We start from the raw sequence: 18,520 nt of genomic DNA, 5'->3' as shown, positions 1-18,520 counted from the left end.
ACCGCCCCTTCCGAAGCCCCCCGTTGGGTGCTCCTCAGGGTGGGAGACCGGCATCGCGGGCGGCTGGGAGGCCACCGGAGCGCCGCTGGACCGGTTCCAGCGGCCTCCAAGACGGTGGCCGCACGATGCCCGGGACCACGTCACACGCCGATCGAGGAGACGACTGCCATGGCAACCCTGGACATCGAGGACCTGCGCCGCATCCTGGTGGACTGCGCCGGTGAGGAGGAGGGCGCCGAGGTGAGCGGTGCCACGCTCGACACCCCTTTCGAGGAGCTGGGTTACGACTCGCTCGCGCTCATGGAGACGGCGGCGGCGATCCAGGACGAGTACGGGATCGTGCTGCCCGACGACGACGTGTCCGAGGCCCGCACGCCCCGCAACCTGCTCGACCTGGCGAACGGGGCGGTCCGCACCGGCGGCTGACCGGCCCGGGCACACCCTCCGACGGGAACGGCCCCCGGCGGCACCTCTGCCGCCGGGGGCCGTCCCGCTGCGACGCGACCCGCGTCCTCTCGGGCCGCGTTCAGCCCGCCTTCCGTCCCGCGCCGGCGATGGTCACCACGGCACCCGCTCGGTCACGTCCCCCTCCATACCGCCGTGGAAGCCGCCCGTGCCCCCCGCGCCCAGCGCCAGCCTCACGGGTACCTCGGCACCCTGCTCCACCGTGCGCGTGCCCCGGCTGAACGGCGAGTCGGCGTTCAGGTCCGTGGCGACGAGCCCGGGGTTGGCCGCGTTGACGCGGATCCCCTCCGCGCGCAGGGCCTCGGCGTACACCAGCGTGACCGCGTTCAGCGCCGCCTTGGAGGAGCTGTAGGCGAGCAGACCGCGGGAGGCCGCCGGGTGACCGCCGGGATCGCTCAACAGGCTCAACGAGCCCAGCGGGCTGGACAGGTTGACCACCCGCGGATCCTTCGAGCGCCGCAGCAGCGGCAGACAGGCCTGGGTCAGGGCGACCGCGCCGAACAGGTTGACCTCGAACGCCCGGCGCAGGTGATCCTCGGTGACCTCCGCCACGGGGACGCCCCACTCGGTGACGATCCCCGCGTTGTTGACCAGGACGTCGAGCCGCCCGCACTCCTCCTCGATCCGCCGCACGGCCGCGTCGACCTGCTCGCGCACCGTGACGTCCAGCCGGACGAACCGCACGTCCCCGCCGGCCGGGACCGCTTCCCGCCCGGCCCGCGCCAGCTCCCTCGCGGCCCCGAGACCCCGCTCCTCGTCCCGGGCCCCGAGGTACACGGTCAGGCCCTCGGCGGCCAGTCGCCGCGCGATCTCCTTGCCTAGCCCCTTGTTGGCCCCGGTCACCAGTGCGATCTCCGTCATGCCGCCTCCACTCGTGTCAGGTCCGCCGACGCGGCCGCGTCCCGACCGTAGGCCCGGGTGAGCGCCGCGCCCAGCACGCCCGGCTCGACGGTGTACGTCTGCGTGCCCACCGCGGCCAGGGCGAGCGAGGCCATGGCGCAGCCCAGACGGGCCCGGTCCGCCTCGGGCCGGCCGCGGCTCAGACCCGCCAGGTATCCGGCCCGGAAGGCGTCGCCCACCCCCGTGGGGTCGATCGGAGTCGCCACCGGCACGGCCGGTACGACCGTCCCGTCGCCGGTGACCCGCTCGATCCGGCAGCCCCGGGCGCCGAGCGTGGTCACCCAGGTGCCGACGCGGTCGAGGACCTGCGCACGGCTCCAGCCGGTGCGGGTGAGCAGCAGGTCGTGCTCGTACTCGTTGGTGAACAAGTGGTCCGCCCCGTCGACGAGTTCGCGCACCGCGGGACCGTCGAGCCGGGCGAGCTGCTGGGCCGGGTCGGCGGCGAAGGGCACCCCGAGGGTGCGGCAGGCGCGGGTGTGGCGCAGCATCGCCGCCGGGTCGTCGGCCCCGATCAGGACGTAGTCCACCTCCCGGGCCCCGATCACCTCGGTCAGGTCGGTGCGGTCCGCCTCGGCCATCGCGCCCGGGTAGAACGTGGCGAGCTGGTTGCCGTCGGCGTCCGTGGTGCAGATGAATCGGGCGGTGTGGCGGGTCTCGGAGACGTGCACCGCCGAGACGTCCACCCCGTGTGCCGCGAGCGCCCGGCCGTACGGCTCGAAGTCGGTGCCCGCGGCGCCGACCAGCACCGGCCGGTGCCCCAGCGCGGCCAGTCCGTAGGCGATGTTGGCGCCGACCCCGCCCTGCCGCACGTCGAGGGTGTCGGCGAGGAAGGACAGCGACACGTGGTCGAGCCGGCCGGGGAGGAACTGCTCGACGAACCGCCCGGGATAGGTGAGCAGATGGTCGGTGGCGAGGGACCCGGTGACGGCGAGGGTCCCAGAACCGCGGCCCAGGGGCGTCGGTGCGTCCGTCATGTCAGAGCCCCGTCGCCGACAGCAGCGCGTCCACGCGGTCCGTGCGCTCCCAGGTGAAGTCCGGGAGTTCCCGGCCGAAGTGCCCGTACGCGGCCGTCTGGGCGTAGATGGGCCGCAGCAGGCCGAGGTCGCGGATGATCGCGGCCGGGCGCAGGTCGAAGACCTCGGTGACGGCCGCCTGGATCCGCTCGACCGGCACCTCCTGCGTGCCGAAGGTCTCCATGAACAGCCCGACCGGTTCGGCCCGGCCGATCGCGTACGCCACCTGCACCTCGCAGCGGGCGGCCAGGCCCGCCGCCACCACGTTCTTGGCCACCCAGCGCATCGCGTACGCCGCCGAACGGTCCACCTTGGAGGGATCCTTGCCGGAGAAGGCACCACCGCCGTGCCGGGCCATGCCGCCGTACGTGTCGATGACGATCTTGCGGCCGGTCAGGCCCGCGTCACCCATCGGACCGCCGATCTCGAACCGCCCCGTCGGGTTGACGAGCAGCCGATGGCCCTCGGTGTCCACCTTCACCCCCTCCTCGGCCAGCCGGGCCAGCACGGGCTCCACCACGTACCTGCGCACGTCCGGCGCCAGCAGCCCGTCCAGGCTGACGTTCGCCGCGTGCTGCGAGGAGACGACCACCGTGTCCAGCCGGACGGGCCGGTCACCGTCGTACTCGATGGTGACCTGCGTCTTGCCGTCCGGGCGCAGGTAGGGCACCGTGCCGTCCCGGCGCACCTCGGCGAGGCGGGCGGAGAGCCGGTGCGCGAGGTGGATCGGCAGCGGCATCAGCTCCGGCGTCTCGTCACAGGCGTAGCCGAACATCAGCCCCTGGTCGCCCGCGCCGCCCGTGTCGACCCCCTGGGCGATGTCGGGCGACTGGGTGCCGAGCGACACGGACACCCCGCAGGACGCCCCGTCGAACCCCTTGGCCGAGGCGTCGTACCCGATGCGCAGGACCGTGTCCCGGACGAGCTGGGCGACCGGCGCGTACGCCGTCGTGCCGACCTCGCCCGCGACGTGCACCTGACCGGTGGTGATCAGGGTCTCGACGGCCACCCGGGCGGCGGGGTCGGCCGCCAGCAGGTGGTCCAGGACGGCGTCGCTGATCTGGTCGGCGATCTTGTCGGGGTGCCCCTCGGTGACGGACTCCGAGGTGAACAGACGTGTGGACACGGCTCTCCTTGGGTTGCAGCGGCTGCTGACTGCGCGCAGTGTGCGGGGTCCCGGTCGGGGACCGCTTGGAGAGCCGAGGGGGCCCGGCCGGCCTGTCGGGCCGGGCGGACGGGCCTCAGCCGCAGGCCCGGAGGAACTCGATGAGGGCCGCGTTCACCTCCGTCGGGCGTTCCTGCTGGGTCCAGTGCCCGCAGCCGGCCAGTTCGAGGGGCGGACGCCACAGGCTGGGCATCAACTCGGGCAGTTCGGCGATGAGTTCGGGTGTGCCGGGGAAGGCGGGGACCGCGTCCCGGTCGCCGTAGACGTACAGGGCGGGCCGGTCCACCACGGCGCCTTGCCAGGCAGCGGTGAGCTCCCAGTTGCGGTCGAGGTTGCGGTACCAGTTCAGGGCGCCGGTGAAGCCCCGGGAGAAACTCTCGGTGAGGGCGTCGAGATCGTCCTCGGTGAACCACCGCGGCAGCACCTCGGGATCGGGCATGGTCGCGAGCCAGCCGCGCTCGGGGTCGACGAGCGGCTGCTTGCCCGCACCGGCGTCGGGAGCGTCACCGGAGGCGAAGAAGAAGAACTTCCGCAGGGCGGTGCGCGGGTCCGCCCCGAACTCGGCGTCGGCGACACCCGGGCGGGCGAAGTGGTTCCAGTAGAACCGGCCGCCGAACATCTCCTCCATGGTGGCCAGCGGTGGCCGCGTCCCGCGGAACGGGGGCGGCACACTGAGGCCCGCCACCCCGCGCACCACGTCCGGTCGCAGCAGCGCGGTGTGCCAGGCGACCGGCGCGCCCCAGTCGTGCCCGACGACGTACGCCCTCTCCTCGCCCAGGGTCCGGATCAGCCCGACGACGTCGCCGACCAGGTGGAGGATGGTGTACGCGCCGACGTCCTCGGGATGGTCGCTGCGCCCGTAACCGCGCTGGTCGGGCGCGACCACCCGGAAGCCGGCGTCGGCCAGCGGGCCGAACTGGCGGTGCCAGGAGTGCCAGGACTCCGGGAAGCCGTGCAGGAGCACCACCAGCGGGCCGTCGCCCTGTTCGGCGATGTGCAGCCGAACGCCGTTCACGTCAACCATGCGATGCCGGACCATGCGCCCGAGCGTACGGCCGTGATCCCGGGGCGACGGCGTCCGGCGCGGGCCTGTCGCCGTTCCGCCCCCCGTTCGCCCCAGGGACGCCGCCGCCGGCCCGGGGCTACAGCGGAGCGGGGGAGGAGGCGCCCGCGATCAGCAGGCGCGGGGTTCCCGAGCCGTCCGCGGGCACGCTCCACAGGTCGCTGCTGCCGACCTTGCCGTCGCTGGGCAGGGCGTAGGCGAGGGTGTGGTCGTCCAGCCAGGTGGCCTGGTCGTCGACGCTGTGGCGTTCGGCGAGCGCGGTCTCGCGCAGCGTCCTCAGATCGAGGACGTACTCGTGCCAGAGGTTGGTGCGCGACAGGATCCGCTTCTTGAAGGCGACGCGCGTCCCGTCGGGGGACAGCGAGGGGCACTCCACGTTCTGGACCAGCGTGGTGACCGTACGCCGGGACAGCGAACCCCGCACCAGGTAGGTGCGGTTGGCGGTGTTGAGGGTGGCGTAGAACGTGTCGTCGTCCGCGGCGAAGGTGACACCCCAGAAGTTGACGTCCGAGGCGTGGTAGGGCTTGCCGTCCTTGACGACGGCGAACGTCTCCAGACTGGGGGTCAGCCGCATGGTGCGGGTGTCCAGGATCGAGGTCCGGGTGGAGAAGAAGGCGGAGGAGTACGACTCGCCGGAGACGAAGACGGTCCAGGCGGCGAAGCGGCCGCTGGGCGAGACCCGGGCCCGGCTCGGGTTGCCCGCGAGCGGGAAGGTGCGCACCGTGCGCAGACCGGCGTCCAGGAGCAGGGCCCGGTTGCTCTGCTTGAGCACGCCGGGGACGGACTGGAGGCAGACGCCGGTGCCGGCGGCGGCGTAGAAGCGCGCGCACTTCAGGCTCGCGGCGGTGCGCCCGGACCCGGGGTCGCCGGCCGGGACGGACGCGACCGCCGTGCGGTGCGGGCCCGCGGCCGCGTTGACGAACATCAGGCGGCCCTTCTGATCGAGCGACACCTTGCCCGCGCTGACGCCGGGACCGCCCGACCGCGGCTGGTTCGCGCGGTCCGCCCGTGCGGCCGCGTGCAGGACGATGCCCGTGCCCACGCCCGCGAGGACCAGTACCGCCGTGACGAGTACGAGCAGGCGGCGGCCCAGCGGTGTCATCCGGATCCTTGTCGTCGTCGAGGTCATCGCTCACCGCCGGTGGGCCGCAGCACCATGCCCGCGACGGCGGCGCAGCACAGCAGGCCGACCGCCGATCCGGCCAGCGCCGGGCCGTCCCCCCACACCGTCCAGGCGGCGCCGAAGGCCAGCGAGCAGCAGAACCGGGCCAGCGCCTGGCTGGTGCCGACGACGGCCAGGCCGGTCGCGCGCAGCTGCTCGGGCACGACGTCGGCGAGGGCGGCCGGCAGCACGCCGTCGGTGGCCGCGTAGAACGAGCCGTGCAGGGCGAGCACGAGGAGGGGGAGGGCCGGTGTGGACGGGGTCCACAGCAACAGGGCGTAGGCGGTGAGCAGACCGGCGTGCCCGGCGAGGAACACGGTGCGCCGCCCGATCCGGTCCGCCAGCGCGCCGAGGGGCACGGCCAGCAGCAGGAACACCGCCGCGGTCCCCAGCGGCAGCAGGGTGAACCACTCGTCGCCGATGCCCGCGCGGCGTTGCAGGAGCAGGTAGACGAAGGCGTCGCTGACGGTGGTCAGGCCGAGCAGCGCGGCACAGCCGGCGAGGGCCCGCAGCCGAGGCAGCCGCAGCAGCGCCAGTGCCTCGCGGACGCCGACCGGCGGCCTGTGCTCCTCCGCCCCCGGCGCGCCGCGGCGCCTGCCCGGTACGAACAGCACCAGCACGAGCACGCCGAGCACGGCGACGCACGCGCTCACCCCGAACACGGCGTCGTAGCCGTCGGCAGCCGTGCGCAGGATGAGGAAGGCCGCCAGCGGGCCGAGCATCGCGCCGGTGGTGTCCATGGCCCGGTGCACGCCGAAGGCCCGGCCCTGGTTCGCGGACGGTGTGGACAGGGAGATCATCGCGTCCCGCGGGGCGGTGCGCAGACCCTTGCCGGTCCGTTCCAGGGCGAGAACGGTGCCGAGCGTGCCGACGCTGCTCGCGAGCAGGAGCAGCGGCTTGCACAGCGCGGACAGGCCGTAGCCGAGCCCGGCCATCAGCTTGTGGTTGCGCACCCGGTCGGCGAGGTGGCCGCCGGTGAGCTGGACGAGTGCGCTCACACCGTTGTAGACGCCGTCGAGGGTGCCGAATCCGAGGGGGCTGAAGCCGAGCCGGGTGACGAGGTAGAGCGGCAGGACGGCGGTGACCATCTCGGAGGAGATGTCGGTGATCAGGCTGACCGTGCCCAGCACGAGCACCACGGGGGCGACCTTGCGCGCCGGGCCGCGTCCGCGGGCGGTCCCGGTGTCCGCGTCGGGAGGGGTGGAGCGGTCGGTGAGGTACATGTTCAAGGACTCCGGTGCGGTGCGGTCAGTTCTGCCGGCTGCTCTCGTCCCGTAGCCAGGTGCCGAAGTCCTCGGCGCGGATGGCCTTTTCGGCCTTCCGCCGCGCGACGACCGCCGCCGCGACGAAGACGACGACGCCGGCGAAGAGCCTCGGCTCCCCGCGGAGCAGGTCCTTCAGGTCCGCCTTGCTCGTCCGTGCCGAGGCCTGCTGCGGTGGCTGGTGCCGCTCCACCTGGGCGGTGGACACCGCGGCCCGGACCCGTCGCCTGATCAAGTCCGGCCAGGTGCGCGGCGGGTGGACCACGACACCCGCCTCACGGACGACGAGCCGTTCCTCGGGGGTGAACGCCAGGGAGGCGGCCAGGTCGTCCGCCATCAGCGGCGGCAGTGCGGCGATCCGGGCGTGACCGGCCTTGGAGACCGCGATGACCCCTCGGCCGAACAGCCCCTCGCGCACCGCGGGGAGCCGCTGCCACACCCGGTAGTAGGCGCGCACCCGCCAGGCGCAGCCGGCCAGCGGGACGCGGCGTTCGGGGGCGGTGGCGAGGACGCCCGAGGTGTCGTCCCGCAACGGTCCGGTCAGCCTCCGTACGTCGGAGCCCGTGAGCACGACGTCGGCGTCCACATAGACGCGCGGGAAGCCCCGCGCGTGATCGTCACCGGCCCGCAGCGCGGCGTGCTTGGAGGGGACGGGAATCTCGATCACCCGTACGCGCGGGCCCCGTTCGGCCGCGATCCGGGCGGTGTCGTCCGTGCAGCCGTTGCACACGACCACGATGTCGGTGTCGTCGTCGGAGGGATCGGTCAGCAGCGAATCGAGGAGCCGGCCGATGACGCGCTCCTCGTTGTGCGCCGGTATCACGATGCTCGTCACCTGGGCAGTATGCCGTCGTCATCAGCCGTGCGCCGAGTGTTTCGTCCAACTGTTCCCGCGACTGCGTCCAGTGGTCTAGATTGATGACCGCCGGACCGGTTTGGGAGGGGGAAGCGGCCTTGGCGGGACGCCAGGGCGCGGCCTTGTGAACCGGATCAGGATCGGCAATGCGCACCATGCGGGGGGCATGAGGCGGTTGGGGAACCGTCGAAGCTCCCTCGTTTTCCAGTGCCGCTGTGTGGAGGAGACGCAGCGGTGCTGATCCAGCCCTGACCAAGGACTGGCGACCGAATGTGCCCGTTCGGTTCGGTCAGGGATCGCCGCGTATGTGGTGGGGGGGGGCATGACCATTGAGGTCACGCATGAGCAGCTGGTTGTGGAACGGAGCATCCCGGATGCTCGCCGAAGACGCTGGGAACGGAAGTACCGGCTGGTCCTGCTGGCCGCGGACGGCCTCGCCGCCGTCGCCGCGGCCTTAATGATCCACACGGTGTACGGCCGCTGGGCGGTCGCCCTGGTGCTGCCGCCGATGTGGATCGTGACGATGCTGGCCCATCGCTCCTACGACCGCGGTGCCCTCGGTCTGGGGTCCGAGGAGTACGTGCGGGTGCTGCGCGGTGCGGTCGCGCTGCCGGCTCTGGCGGCTTGCGTGCACTGGCTGTTCACGCACGACTGGGGGCTTCTCCATGACATGATCATGGCCGCCGTGCCGGCCGCCGCCTTCGCCCTGCCGGTCCGCTACGCGCTCCGCCGCCGGCTCTACCGGCGCTGGGCGCGAGGCCGGGACCGCAGCACGACGCTTCTCGTCGGACCGTCGCACTCGGCCGTGGAACTGGTCGCCGCCCTGCGGCGCGCCGGTGGCGTGCACGAACTCCAGGTCGCCGGTGTGTGCCTGAGCGATCCGGAGAACGCCGCCGGGATCCGCGAGCTGGGCCTTCCCGTCGTCGGCGGCGTCGGTGACATCGACGACGCCGTCCGAGCCCTGGGCGTCAGTACCGTGGTGGTGCTGCCGGCCCCCGAGTTCGACGCCTCCGTACTGCGCCGGATGTCCTGGACGGCGGCGGTGCAGGACGTCGACTTCCTGCTCGCCCCCGTACTCGCCGACGTGTCCGCCCCCCGGCTGACCGTACGGCCCACCAACGGCGTGCCGTTGCTGCGCATCCAGGCCCCGAACCTCTCTCCGATGTCCCGGCTGCCGAAGGAACTGCTGGACCGTTCGCTCGCGGCGGCGCTCCTGCTGTTCCTCGCCCTGCCCATGCTGCTGATCGCCCTGATCGTCCGCCTGGACAGCTCCGGGCCCGCCCTGTTCAGGCAGCAGCGGGTGGGCCGGTACGGCGACCACTTCACCATGCTCAAGTTCCGTACGATGCGGCCGGATTCGGAGGACCTCCGGACGGAACTGGAACACCTCAACCAGAACAGCGACGGGCTGCTGTTCAAGGTGAAGGAGGACCCGCGCATCACCCGCGTCGGATCCTTCCTGCGCCGCAGCTCGCTCGACGAACTGCCCCAGCTCATCAACGTGGTCAAGGGCCACATGTCCCTCGTCGGACCGCGCCCGCCGCTGCCCGACGAAGTGGAGGAGTACACGCCGGAGGTCAAGCGCCGGCTGCTGGTCAAACCCGGCCTCACCGGGCTCTGGCAGGTGAGCGGCCGCTCCGACCTGCCCTGGGACGAGGCGGTCCGGCTCGATCTCGGCTACGTCGACAACTGGTCGATGGGCCTCGACCTGGTGATTCTGATGCGCACCGGCTCGGCCGTGGTGCGGGGAACGGGGGCCTACTGATGAACCACAAGGAGAAGGACACGGTGAGCGGCACCACGCAGCCGTTGGGCGTCGCGGTCGTCGGGGCCGGCTACTGGGGCCCCAACCTCGTACGCAACTTCCAGGCCAGCGACCGGTTCCGGCTGCGCTGGCTGTGCGACCTGGACGTGGACCGGGCCCAGCGTGTCCTCGGCGGCTACTCGACCGTCCAGGCCACCGCGGACTACGCGGCCGTCCTCGCCGACCCCTCCGTGGACGCCGTCGCCGTGGCCACACCCGCCGGCACCCACCTCGACATCGCCCTGGCCGCCCTGCGCGCCGGCAAGCACGTCCTCGTGGAGAAGCCGCTGGCCGCGACCTACGCCGACGGCCTGCGCCTGGTGACGGAGGCGGAGGAACGCGGACTCACCCTGATGTGCGACCACACCTACTGCTACACCCCCGCCGTGGGCCGCATCCGGGAACTGGTCCGCTCCGGGGAACTCGGCGAGATCCACTTCGTCGACTCGGTCCGGATCAACCTCGGGCTCGTCCAGAAGGACATCGACGTGATGTGGGACCTGGCCCCGCACGACCTGTCCATCCTGGACTTCATCCTCCCCGACACCGTCGAACCGGTCGCCGTCGCCGCCCACGGGGCCGACCCGATCGGTGCCGGACAGGCCTGCGTCGCCTACCTGACACTCCAGCTCAACACCGGTGCCATCGCCCACGTGCACGTCAACTGGCTCTCCCCGACCAAGGTGCGCACCACCATGGTCGGTGGCGCCAAGCGCACCCTGCTCTGGGACGACCTCAACCCGCTCCAGCGCGTCTCGGTCTACGACCGCGGAGTGGACCTGGCCGCGCCCCAGGAGATCGGCGCGGACGAGCGCCGGGAGATGCTCGTCTCGTACCGCTCCGGTGACATGGTCGCCCCCGCCATCGGCGAGAAGGAAGCGCTGCGCAGCATGGTCGACGAGTTCGCCGACGCCATCCGGCACCGGCGTGCCCCGCTCACCGACGGCCGGGCCGGCCTGCGCGTGCTGGACATTCTCGAAGCCGCCTCCCGGAGCCTGGAGTTCCGCGGCGCGGTCGTCGGCCTCCGCGCCGGGCATTGACAGTTCCACCCACCGAGAGGGCAGTTCAGTTGAGCAGCGTACGAGGCAAGAAGATCCTGGTCACCGGAGGGGCGGGCACCATCGGCTCGAACCTCGTCGACCTCCTGGCCGAGGGCGGTGCCCGCGAGATCGTCGTACTCGACAACTTCGTGCGCGGACGGATGGGCAACCTCGACCGGGCCCTGGGCAGCGGTGTCGTGGAGGTCGTCGAGGGCGACATCCGCGACGCCGCCACCGTACGGAAGGTCACCGAGGGCGCCGACCTGGTGTTCCACCTCGCCGCGATCCGCATCACCCAGTGCGCCGAGGAACCCCGGCTCGCCAACGAGGTGATGGTCGACGGCACCTTCAACGTCCTCGAGGCGGCCGTCGAGGCCGGCGTCGGCAAGGTGATCGCCTCCTCCTCGGCCTCCGTGTACGGCATGGCCGAGGAGTTCCCCACCACCGAGCGCCACCACTCCTACAACAACGACACCTTCTACGGCGCTGCCAAGGCGTTCAACGAGGGCATGCTGCGCAGTTTCCACGCCATGTACGGCCTGGACTACGTGGCCCTGAGGTACTTCAACGTCTACGGCCCCCGCATGGACATCCACGGCCTCTACACCGAGGTCCTCATCCGCTGGATGGAGCGCATCGAGTCGGGCGAGCCGCCGCTGATCCTCGGCGACGGCAGCCAGACCATGGACTTCGTCGACGTCAGGGACATCGCCAGGGCCAATGTGCTGGCCGCCGAGTCGGACCTCACCGACGAGGTGTTCAACGTCGCCAGCGGCACCGAGACCTCGCTGAAGGAGCTCGCCCAGGGCCTGCTGGAGGCGATGGGCGCGTCCGGCCTGGAGCCGGAGCACGGACCCGCGCGCGCCGTGAACGGGGTCACCCGTCGCCTCGCCGACACCGGCCGGGCCGCCGAACGACTCGGTTTCACCGCACGGATCGACCTGCGCACGGGCCTGCGGGACCTGGTGGACTGGTGGCGTGCGGAGCGCGCCGCCGACACCGCCGCCGGGGAGGCCGCGCGATGAGCACGGACCGCATCCCGGTGATGATCCCCTGGCTGGGCGAGGAGGAGGCCGCGGCCGCCTCCGACGCCGTGCTGTCCGGCTGGGTGGCCCAAGGGCCCCGGGTCGCCGCCTTCGAGCGGGCGTTCGCGGAGCGGGTGGGCGCCGAGCACGGCATCGCGGTGAGCTCCTGCACCACCGCCCTGCACCTGTCGCTCGTCGCGCTGGGCCTGGCACCCGGCGACGAGGTCGTGGTCCCCTCGCTGTCGTTCATCGCCACGGCCAACGCCGTGCGCTACGTCGGCGCCGAGCCCGTGTTCGCGGACGTGGACCCGGCCACCGGCAACCTGACCACGGCCACCGTGGACGCGGTCCGCACCCCCCGCACCAGGGCCGTCCTCGCCGTCCACCAGGGCGGGGTACCCGCCGACGTGGCCGCCCTGCGCGCCGCCTGCGCCGAGTGGGACGTGCCCCTGGTCGAGGACGCGGCCTGCGCCATCGGCTCCACCGCCGGCGGCAAGCCCGTCGGACACGGCGCGCTGCTCGCCGCCTGGTCCTTCCACCCCCGCAAGGTCGTCACGACCGGCGAGGGCGGCATGATCACCACGGACGACGCCGCGTGGGCCGCGCGCCTGCGCAGGCTGCGCGAGCACGGGATGAACGTCTCGGCCGCCGAGCGTCACGCGAGCGACCGGCCGGTCCTGGAGAGCTACCTCGAGGTCGGCTACAACTACCGCATGACGGACGTCCAGGCCGCGATCGGCCTGGTCCAGCTCGGCAAGCTCGACGCGATGATCCAGCGGCGCCGCCACCTCGCGGCCCGTTACGACGCCCTCCTCCAGGACGTCCCCGGCCTCGTCCCGGTCCGCGACCCCGCCCACGGCCAGAGCAACTTCCAGTCCTACTGGGTGCTCCCGGCCGAGGACTTCCCCGTCGGACGGGACGACCTGCTCGCCGCGCTCGCCGCGGCCGGCATCTCCGCCCGGCGCGGGATCATGGCCACACACCTCGAACCGGCCTACGCGGACCACCCCCGCGCACCGCTGCCGGTCACCGAGCGGATCAGCCGCGACTCGCTGATCCTGCCGATGTACCACACGATGACCGAGGCCCAGCAGGACCGGGTGGTGGCGGTACTGCGCGAACAGGGCCGCCCATGAGCGAACTGCTGATCATCGGCGCGGGCGGCTTCGCCCGGGAGACCGCGCAGGCCGTACGGGACGCGGGCGACCTGAAGCTGCTCGGGCACCTCGACGACGACACCGCCCTGCACGGCACGGAGGTGGACGGCGTACCCGTCCTGGGCGGCTGCGACCTGGTCCACGAGCGTTCCGCGGCACAGGTCGTGATCTGCGTCGGCAACCCCCGGGACCACGCCTCCCGCGCCCGTCTGGTGCGCCGGCTCGGCCTGCCCGGGGACCGCTACGCCACCGTGATCCATCCGACGGCGGCGGTCTCCTCGACGTCGCACGTCGGCCCCGGATCGGTGCTGCTCGCGCACTGTGCCCTCACCGCTGCCGTGCGGGTCGGCGCGCACGTCGCGGTGATGCCGCACGTCGTCCTCACCCACGACGACGTGGTCGAGGACTTCGCCACCCTCGCGTCCGGCGCCCGGCTGGGCGGGGGAGCGCGGCTGGAGCGGGGCGCCTACGTCGGTGCCGGGGCCCTGGTGCGGGAGGGCACGACTGTCGGCGCGTGGTCGCTGGTCGGGATGGGCAGCACGGTGCTCGGCGATGTGCCGCCGGGCGAGGTCTGGGCGGGGAACCCGGCGCGGCGGCTGCGTGCGGCGGCCGCCCCGGTGCTGGACGAGCTTGGGACACGGACAACGGGGGGACCGGCCACATGAACCAGATTCCGCTTGTGGACCTCAAGGCGGCCCACGAGGAAGTCGCCGACGAGGTACGGACCGGATTCGAACGGGTCCTGGCCGACACCGCGTTCGTCGGCGGCGAGGAGGTCCGCCGGTTCGAGCGCGAGTACGCCGAGTTCGGTGACGTCGCGCACTGCGTGGGCGTCGCCAACGGCACCGACGCCCTCGAACTCGCCCTGCGGGCCGTGGGGGTCGTGGCCGGCGACGAGGTCGTGGTGCCCGCCAACACCTTCATCGCCACCGCCGGCGCGGTGGCCAGGACCGGCGCGCGGCCGGTGCTCGCGGACTGCCTGCCCGACGGCTACCTGCTCGACCCACAGGCCGCGCTGGACGCGGTCGGCCCGGCCACCCGGGCGGTGGTGCCGGTGCACCTGTACGGGCAGTGCGCCGAGGTGACCGGGCTGGCCGGCCGGCTGCCCGGCCGGGTGCGGGTCGTCGAGGACGCCGCGCAGAGCCAGGGCGCGACCCGCGACGGCCGGTCGCCGGGCAGCGGCGGGATCGCGGCCACCAGCTTCTACCCGGGCAAGAACCTGGGGGCCTACGGCGACGCGGGCGCGGTGCTGACCGACGACGAGGAACTGGCCGGTCTGGTGCGCGCCATCGCCAACCACGGCGGCGTCGCCAAGTACCGCCACGACGTGCCCGGGTTCAACAGCCGGCTGGACGGGCTCCAGGCCGTCGTGCTCCGGGCGAAGCTGGCCCGGCTCGCCGACGGCAACGCCGCCCGGCGCGCCGCCGCGGCCCGCTACGACACGCTGCTCGCCGATCTGGCCGCGGCGGGACGGATCGTGCTCCCGGCGACGGCCGCGGGCAACATCCACGTCTGGCACCTCTACGTCGTCCAGGTCACCGGCGCCGACCGCGACGACGTCGTGGGCAAGCTCAACGCGGAGGGTGTCGGCGCGGGTGTGCACTATCCCGCCCCGGTCCACCTCACACCGGCGTACCGGCATCTCGGGCACACCCGGGGCGACTTCCCGAACGCCGAGAGGGCCGCGGAGCGGATCCTGTCGCTCCCGCTCTACCCGCAGATCACCGCCGACCAGCAGCAGCGGGTCGTGGACGCGCTCGCCGACGCGCTTCGAGGCTGATCGGTACCTGGCCTCACGCACCACCCCGACCGCACGGGTCGGTCCTGCACAGCACCGCTGAGAGGTACACATGAAAAGATGGAGCAGACGGATCCGGGGCAGAAGCCTCGCCGTCGTGGCAGCGTTGATCTGGGCGGTGCTCCCGCAGGCCGTGCCGGCCCAGGCGGCGTCCGATCCGTGCGGTTCGGGCTCGAACCCGATCGTCTGCGAGAACTCCAAGCCGGGCAACCCCAAGTCCGACTGGTTCTCGCCCAACGCCTATGGCGACATCAAGGGCTTCTCCACCAAGGAGAGCGTGCAGGCCGGCGACACCGTCCAGTTCAAGGTCCAGTCGAAGACCTCGTACCACATCGAGATCTACCGCCTGGGCTGGTACGGCGGCGACGGCGCCCGTGAGATCTCGACCGCGGCGCAGGCAGCCGTGACCTATCCCGCCAACTACACCACCAAGCCCGCCAACTGCACCACCAAGGCCGGCACCGGCCTGGTCGACTGCGGCAACTGGCCGGTGACGGCGAGCTGGACGGTGCCCAGCGACGCGGTGTCCGGCCTGTACATCGCGAACCTGACGCAGACCGACGGAGACGGCCTGATGCCGTACCCGTTCGTCGTCCGCAAGGACTCCAGCACCTCCGACGTCGTCGTGCAGACCAGCGACCAGACCTGGCAGGCCTACAACGACTACGGCGGCCAGGATCTGTACGGCGGCGCGGGCCCCGCGCCGGACGGCCGTGCCTACGAGGTCAGTTACAACCGGCCGCTGGACATCGGCGGCGACAACGGCATCTACGGCTCCGAGTTCATGATGCTGTCCTGGCTGGAGCGCAACGGTTACGACGTCAGCTACCTCTCCGGGGTGGACGTGTCCACCAACGGCGCGACCCTGCTGAAGAACCACAAGGTGTACGTGTCCTCCGGGCATGACGAGTACTGGACGCAGAGCCAGTACTCCAACGTGCTCGCGGCCCGCAAGGCGGGGGTCCGGGAGGCCTTCTTCAGCGGCAACGAGGTCTTCTGGAAGACGCGGCTCGCCCCGAGCATCGACGGTGCGAACACCGCGAACCGCACCATGGTCTGCTACAAGATGACCAAGATGGCGCAGGGCAACGGCATCGCCGACCCCAGCGGCACCTGGACGGGCACCTGGATGGACCCGACCAGCACCCAGTACGGGCAGACCTACCAGCCGCCGAACATCCTCACCGGCTCCATGTTCACGGTGAACGGCTACCGCAGCGACGCCATCACCGTCCCCGGTTCGTACGGCAAGAACCGGATCTGGCGCAACACCTCCGTCGCGAACCTCTCCGCCGGCCAGACCGCCACCTTCCCGACCGGCACCCTCGGCTACGAGTGGGACAGCGACCTCGACAACGGCACCCGTCCGGCCGGAGCCATCGACGTCTCGTCGACGACGGTCGACATCAACGACGGCAAGCTCCGCATGGACTGGGGCAACGTCTACGGCAACGGCACCGCGACGCACAATCTCGTCGAGTTCCGCGACCAGGACTCCGGGGCCCTGGTGTTCGGGTCGGGGACCGTGCAGTGGTCGTGGGGACTGACCAACGTGCCCACGTACAACCCCGACGACACGGTCGTCACCGCGGACAGCCGCATGCAGCAGGCGACCGTGAACGTCCTCGCCGACATGGGCGTCCAGCCGAAGAGCCTGCAGAGCAACCTCACCGCCGGCACGGCCACCACCGACACCACCGGCCCGGCCGTCACCGTCACCGCCCCGGCCTCCGGGGTCACCGTCCCGGCGCTGAAGCCGGTCACCATCAAGGGCACGGCCGGCGACTCGGCCGGCGGTGTGGTGGCCCGCGTGGAGGTGTCCACCGACGGCGGATCCACCTGGAACGCCGCCACCGGACTGACCTCCTGGAGCTACAGCTGGACCCCGACCACCCCGGGCGCGACCTCCATCAAGGTCCGCGCGGTGGACGACAGCGTCAGCATCGGCGCCGTCACCACCGTCCCGGTGACCGTCGGCCCGCAGGCCTGTCCCTGCACCGTCTGGCCGGCCTCCGCGGTGCCCGGCACCGTCAACGCGGGCGACGGCAGCTCCGTGGAGCTCGGCGTCAAGTTCCGCACCACCGCCGCCGGTTCGATCACCGGTGTCCGCTTCTACAAGTCGCCCGCCAACACCGGCTCCCACACCGGCAGCCTGTGGAGCGCCTCCGGCACCCGCCTGGCCACCGGCACCTTCACCAACGAGACGGCCTCCGGCTGGCAGCAGCTCAACTTCTCCACCCCGGTGTCCGTCAAGGCCAACACCACCTACGTCGCCTCGTACTTCGCCCCCAACGGCGGCTACTCCTACGACGGAGGCTACTTCTCCGACAAGGACGCCGGCCTGGCCCCGCTCACGGCGCTGAAGTCCGGCACCGACGGCGGCAACGGGGTCTACCACTACGGCTCGACCAGCGGCTTCCCGTCCTCGGCGTCCTCCGGCAGCAACTACTGGGTCGACGTGGTGCTGGACACCTCGACGGCCAGCACCACCCCGCCCACCGTCACCTCGACCTCCCCGACATCCGGCGCGACCGGCGTCTCGATCACCGCACCGGTGTCGGCCGTCTTCAGCTCGGCCATCGACGCCGACACCCTGACCTTCACCCTGAAGGACGCGAACGGCGACACCGTTCCCGGCGCGAAGACACTGCCCGCCTCGAACAAGGCGACGTTCACCCCGTCGACCGAGCTGGCGCTGCACACGACGTACACCGCGTCCGTCCAGGCCTCCGACCTCTGGGGCAACGCCATGGCGGACCCGGTGACATGGAACTTCACCACCAGCTCCACACCGCCCGCGGTCACCTGCCCGTGCACGCTGTGGAACTCCTCCACGGTGCCGGCCACCACCGATGTCACCGGTGACACCAACTCCGTCGAGCTCGGCACCCGGTTCACCTCCTCGGCGGCCGGCTGGATCACCGGCGTCACCTTCTACAAGGGCACCGGCAACACCGGCACCCACACCGGCAGCCTGTGGTCCGACGACGGCACGCTCCTCGCCACCGGCACGTTCACCGGCGAAACCGCGTCCGGCTGGCAGCAGATGACGTTCACCACCCCGGTGGCCGTCACCGCGGACACCGCGTACGTCGTCTCCTACCACGCCCCGAACGGCCACTACGCCGTCGACGGCGGGTACTTCACGGCGGCCCACCAGTCCTACCCGCTGACCGGCACCGCCGACACGACCGCGCACCACAACGGTCTCTACCGGTACGGCGCAGGACCGGCCTTCCCGAACAGCTCCTACGGATCGGCCAACTACTGGGTAGGCCCCGTCTTCACCGCGGACAACCCCAGTGGCTCGCTGGCCAAGGTCACCTCCTCGGAGGTGACCACGTCCTCGCTGAAGCACACCGCGGACGCGTCCGACCCCCTGACCGTGACGCTTCCCGCCAGGACGAAGCTGTCGTCCGTCAAGGCGACCGTGACCGTCCTGTCGGGCACCAAGGCGGCCGCCGCCAGGAAGCTCCACGTCACGGCCGTCACCTCCTACGACCGGGCCACCCACAGGATGGCCGTCCACCTGTCCGCACCGCTGCCCGACGGCACCCGGTTCAAGGTCACGCTCACGGCCCGGGACACGCACCGCCACCCGGTGAAGTCCCACAGCTGGACCCTGACCAGCAAGACCGTCCGCAAGAAGAAGAACTGACCGACCGCACCCACCGGTGGTGGGGGCGCCCCCCCCGGGGGGGGGCCCCCCCCCCGGGGGGGGGGGGCCCCCCCCGCCCCCCCCCCGGGGGGGGGGGCCCGGCGAGACCGAACGCGCGATTCACCCCCCCGCCGGCACCCCCGGGCGCGAAG

At 72.3% G+C, this 18,520-nt stretch carries 15 protein-coding genes; 8 read left to right on the top strand and 7 right to left on the bottom strand.

The genetic code is table 11. The annotated features are described in order from the left end of the window. Window positions 1-168 precede the first annotated feature (168 nt). Window positions 169-426, top strand: a complete 258-nt coding sequence (locus tag ACF08B_RS24210) for an acyl carrier protein (RefSeq protein WP_392319321.1) — start codon at window positions 169-171, stop codon at window positions 424-426. Window positions 427-558: 132 nt separating this feature from the next. On the opposite strand, the gene ACF08B_RS24205 is transcribed toward ACF08B_RS24210, so the two are convergent. The 7 genes from ACF08B_RS24205 to ACF08B_RS24175 form a co-directional block, all read right to left on the bottom strand. Continuing rightward, the gene (locus ACF08B_RS24205) at window positions 559-1,326 is read right to left on the bottom strand and encodes an SDR family NAD(P)-dependent oxidoreductase (RefSeq protein WP_392319320.1); all 768 of its coding nucleotides are present in this window, start codon (window positions 1,324-1,326) and stop codon (window positions 559-561) included. After that, the gene (locus tag ACF08B_RS24200) at window positions 1,323-2,339 is read right to left on the bottom strand and encodes a carbohydrate kinase family protein (protein WP_392319319.1); all 1,017 of its coding nucleotides are present in this window, start codon (window positions 2,337-2,339) and stop codon (window positions 1,323-1,325) included. Before ACF08B_RS24200 ends, ACF08B_RS24205 begins: the two co-directional genes overlap by 4 nt. A gap of 1 nt (window position 2,340) precedes the next feature. Further along, the gene (metK, locus tag ACF08B_RS24195; protein ID WP_392319318.1) at window positions 2,341-3,504 is read right to left on the bottom strand and encodes a methionine adenosyltransferase; all 1,164 of its coding nucleotides are present in this window, start codon (window positions 3,502-3,504) and stop codon (window positions 2,341-2,343) included. Between the two features lie 115 nt (window positions 3,505-3,619). Then, complete coding sequence (locus ACF08B_RS24190; protein WP_392319317.1) at window positions 3,620-4,582, bottom strand: alpha/beta fold hydrolase; 963 nt, start codon at window positions 4,580-4,582, stop codon at window positions 3,620-3,622. Between the two features lie 103 nt (window positions 4,583-4,685). Continuing rightward, complete coding sequence (locus ACF08B_RS24185; protein WP_392319316.1) at window positions 4,686-5,708, bottom strand: TolB family protein; 1,023 nt, start codon at window positions 5,706-5,708, stop codon at window positions 4,686-4,688. A gap of 23 nt (window positions 5,709-5,731) precedes the next feature. Further along, window positions 5,732-6,991, bottom strand: a complete 1,260-nt coding sequence (locus ACF08B_RS24180) for an MFS transporter (protein ID WP_392319315.1) — start codon at window positions 6,989-6,991, stop codon at window positions 5,732-5,734. A gap of 25 nt (window positions 6,992-7,016) precedes the next feature. Continuing rightward, window positions 7,017-7,865 carry a glycosyltransferase gene (locus ACF08B_RS24175; protein ID WP_392319314.1) on the bottom strand — a complete coding sequence of 283 codons (849 nt, stop codon included), beginning with the start codon at window positions 7,863-7,865 and terminating at the stop codon, window positions 7,017-7,019. Window positions 7,866-8,208: 343 nt separating this feature from the next. Between ACF08B_RS24175 and ACF08B_RS24170 the strand changes: the two genes are divergently transcribed. From ACF08B_RS24170 to ACF08B_RS24140, 7 genes are all read left to right on the top strand, one after another. After that, the gene (locus tag ACF08B_RS24170; protein WP_392319313.1) at window positions 8,209-9,651 is read left to right on the top strand and encodes a sugar transferase; all 1,443 of its coding nucleotides are present in this window, start codon (window positions 8,209-8,211) and stop codon (window positions 9,649-9,651) included. Then, window positions 9,651-10,730 (top strand): Gfo/Idh/MocA family protein, encoded by a 1,080-nt coding sequence (locus ACF08B_RS24165; protein ID WP_392319312.1) that lies wholly within the window; start codon window positions 9,651-9,653, stop codon window positions 10,728-10,730. Before ACF08B_RS24170 ends, ACF08B_RS24165 begins: the two co-directional genes overlap by 1 nt. A 29-nt stretch (window positions 10,731-10,759) precedes the next feature. Beyond that, window positions 10,760-11,755, top strand: coding sequence for an NAD-dependent epimerase/dehydratase family protein (locus ACF08B_RS24160; protein ID WP_392319311.1), 996 nt, complete (start codon window positions 10,760-10,762; stop codon window positions 11,753-11,755). Next, window positions 11,752-12,891 carry a DegT/DnrJ/EryC1/StrS family aminotransferase gene (locus tag ACF08B_RS24155; RefSeq protein WP_392319310.1) on the top strand — a complete coding sequence of 380 codons (1,140 nt, stop codon included), beginning with the start codon at window positions 11,752-11,754 and terminating at the stop codon, window positions 12,889-12,891. The genes ACF08B_RS24160 and ACF08B_RS24155 overlap by 4 nt, the downstream gene beginning before the upstream one ends. Beyond that, window positions 12,888-13,577, top strand: a complete 690-nt coding sequence (locus ACF08B_RS24150; RefSeq protein ID WP_392319309.1) for an acetyltransferase — start codon at window positions 12,888-12,890, stop codon at window positions 13,575-13,577. Before ACF08B_RS24155 ends, ACF08B_RS24150 begins: the two co-directional genes overlap by 4 nt. Continuing rightward, window positions 13,574-14,692 (top strand): DegT/DnrJ/EryC1/StrS family aminotransferase, encoded by a 1,119-nt coding sequence (locus ACF08B_RS24145; protein WP_392319308.1) that lies wholly within the window; start codon window positions 13,574-13,576, stop codon window positions 14,690-14,692. The genes ACF08B_RS24150 and ACF08B_RS24145 overlap by 4 nt, the downstream gene beginning before the upstream one ends. A 115-nt stretch (window positions 14,693-14,807) precedes the next feature. Next, window positions 14,808-18,368, top strand: a complete 3,561-nt coding sequence (locus tag ACF08B_RS24140) for a DUF4082 domain-containing protein (RefSeq protein WP_392319307.1) — start codon at window positions 14,808-14,810, stop codon at window positions 18,366-18,368. Window positions 18,369-18,520 lie beyond the last annotated feature (152 nt).

The sequence above is a fragment of the Streptomyces sp. NPDC015139 genome, assembly GCF_043079785.1.
Classification (GTDB): Bacteria; Actinomycetota; Actinomycetes; order Streptomycetales; family Streptomycetaceae; genus Streptomyces; species Streptomyces albidocamelliae.
Note: the sequence above shows the minus strand (reverse complement) of the source record. Positions and strands in the feature narration are given on the sequence as shown.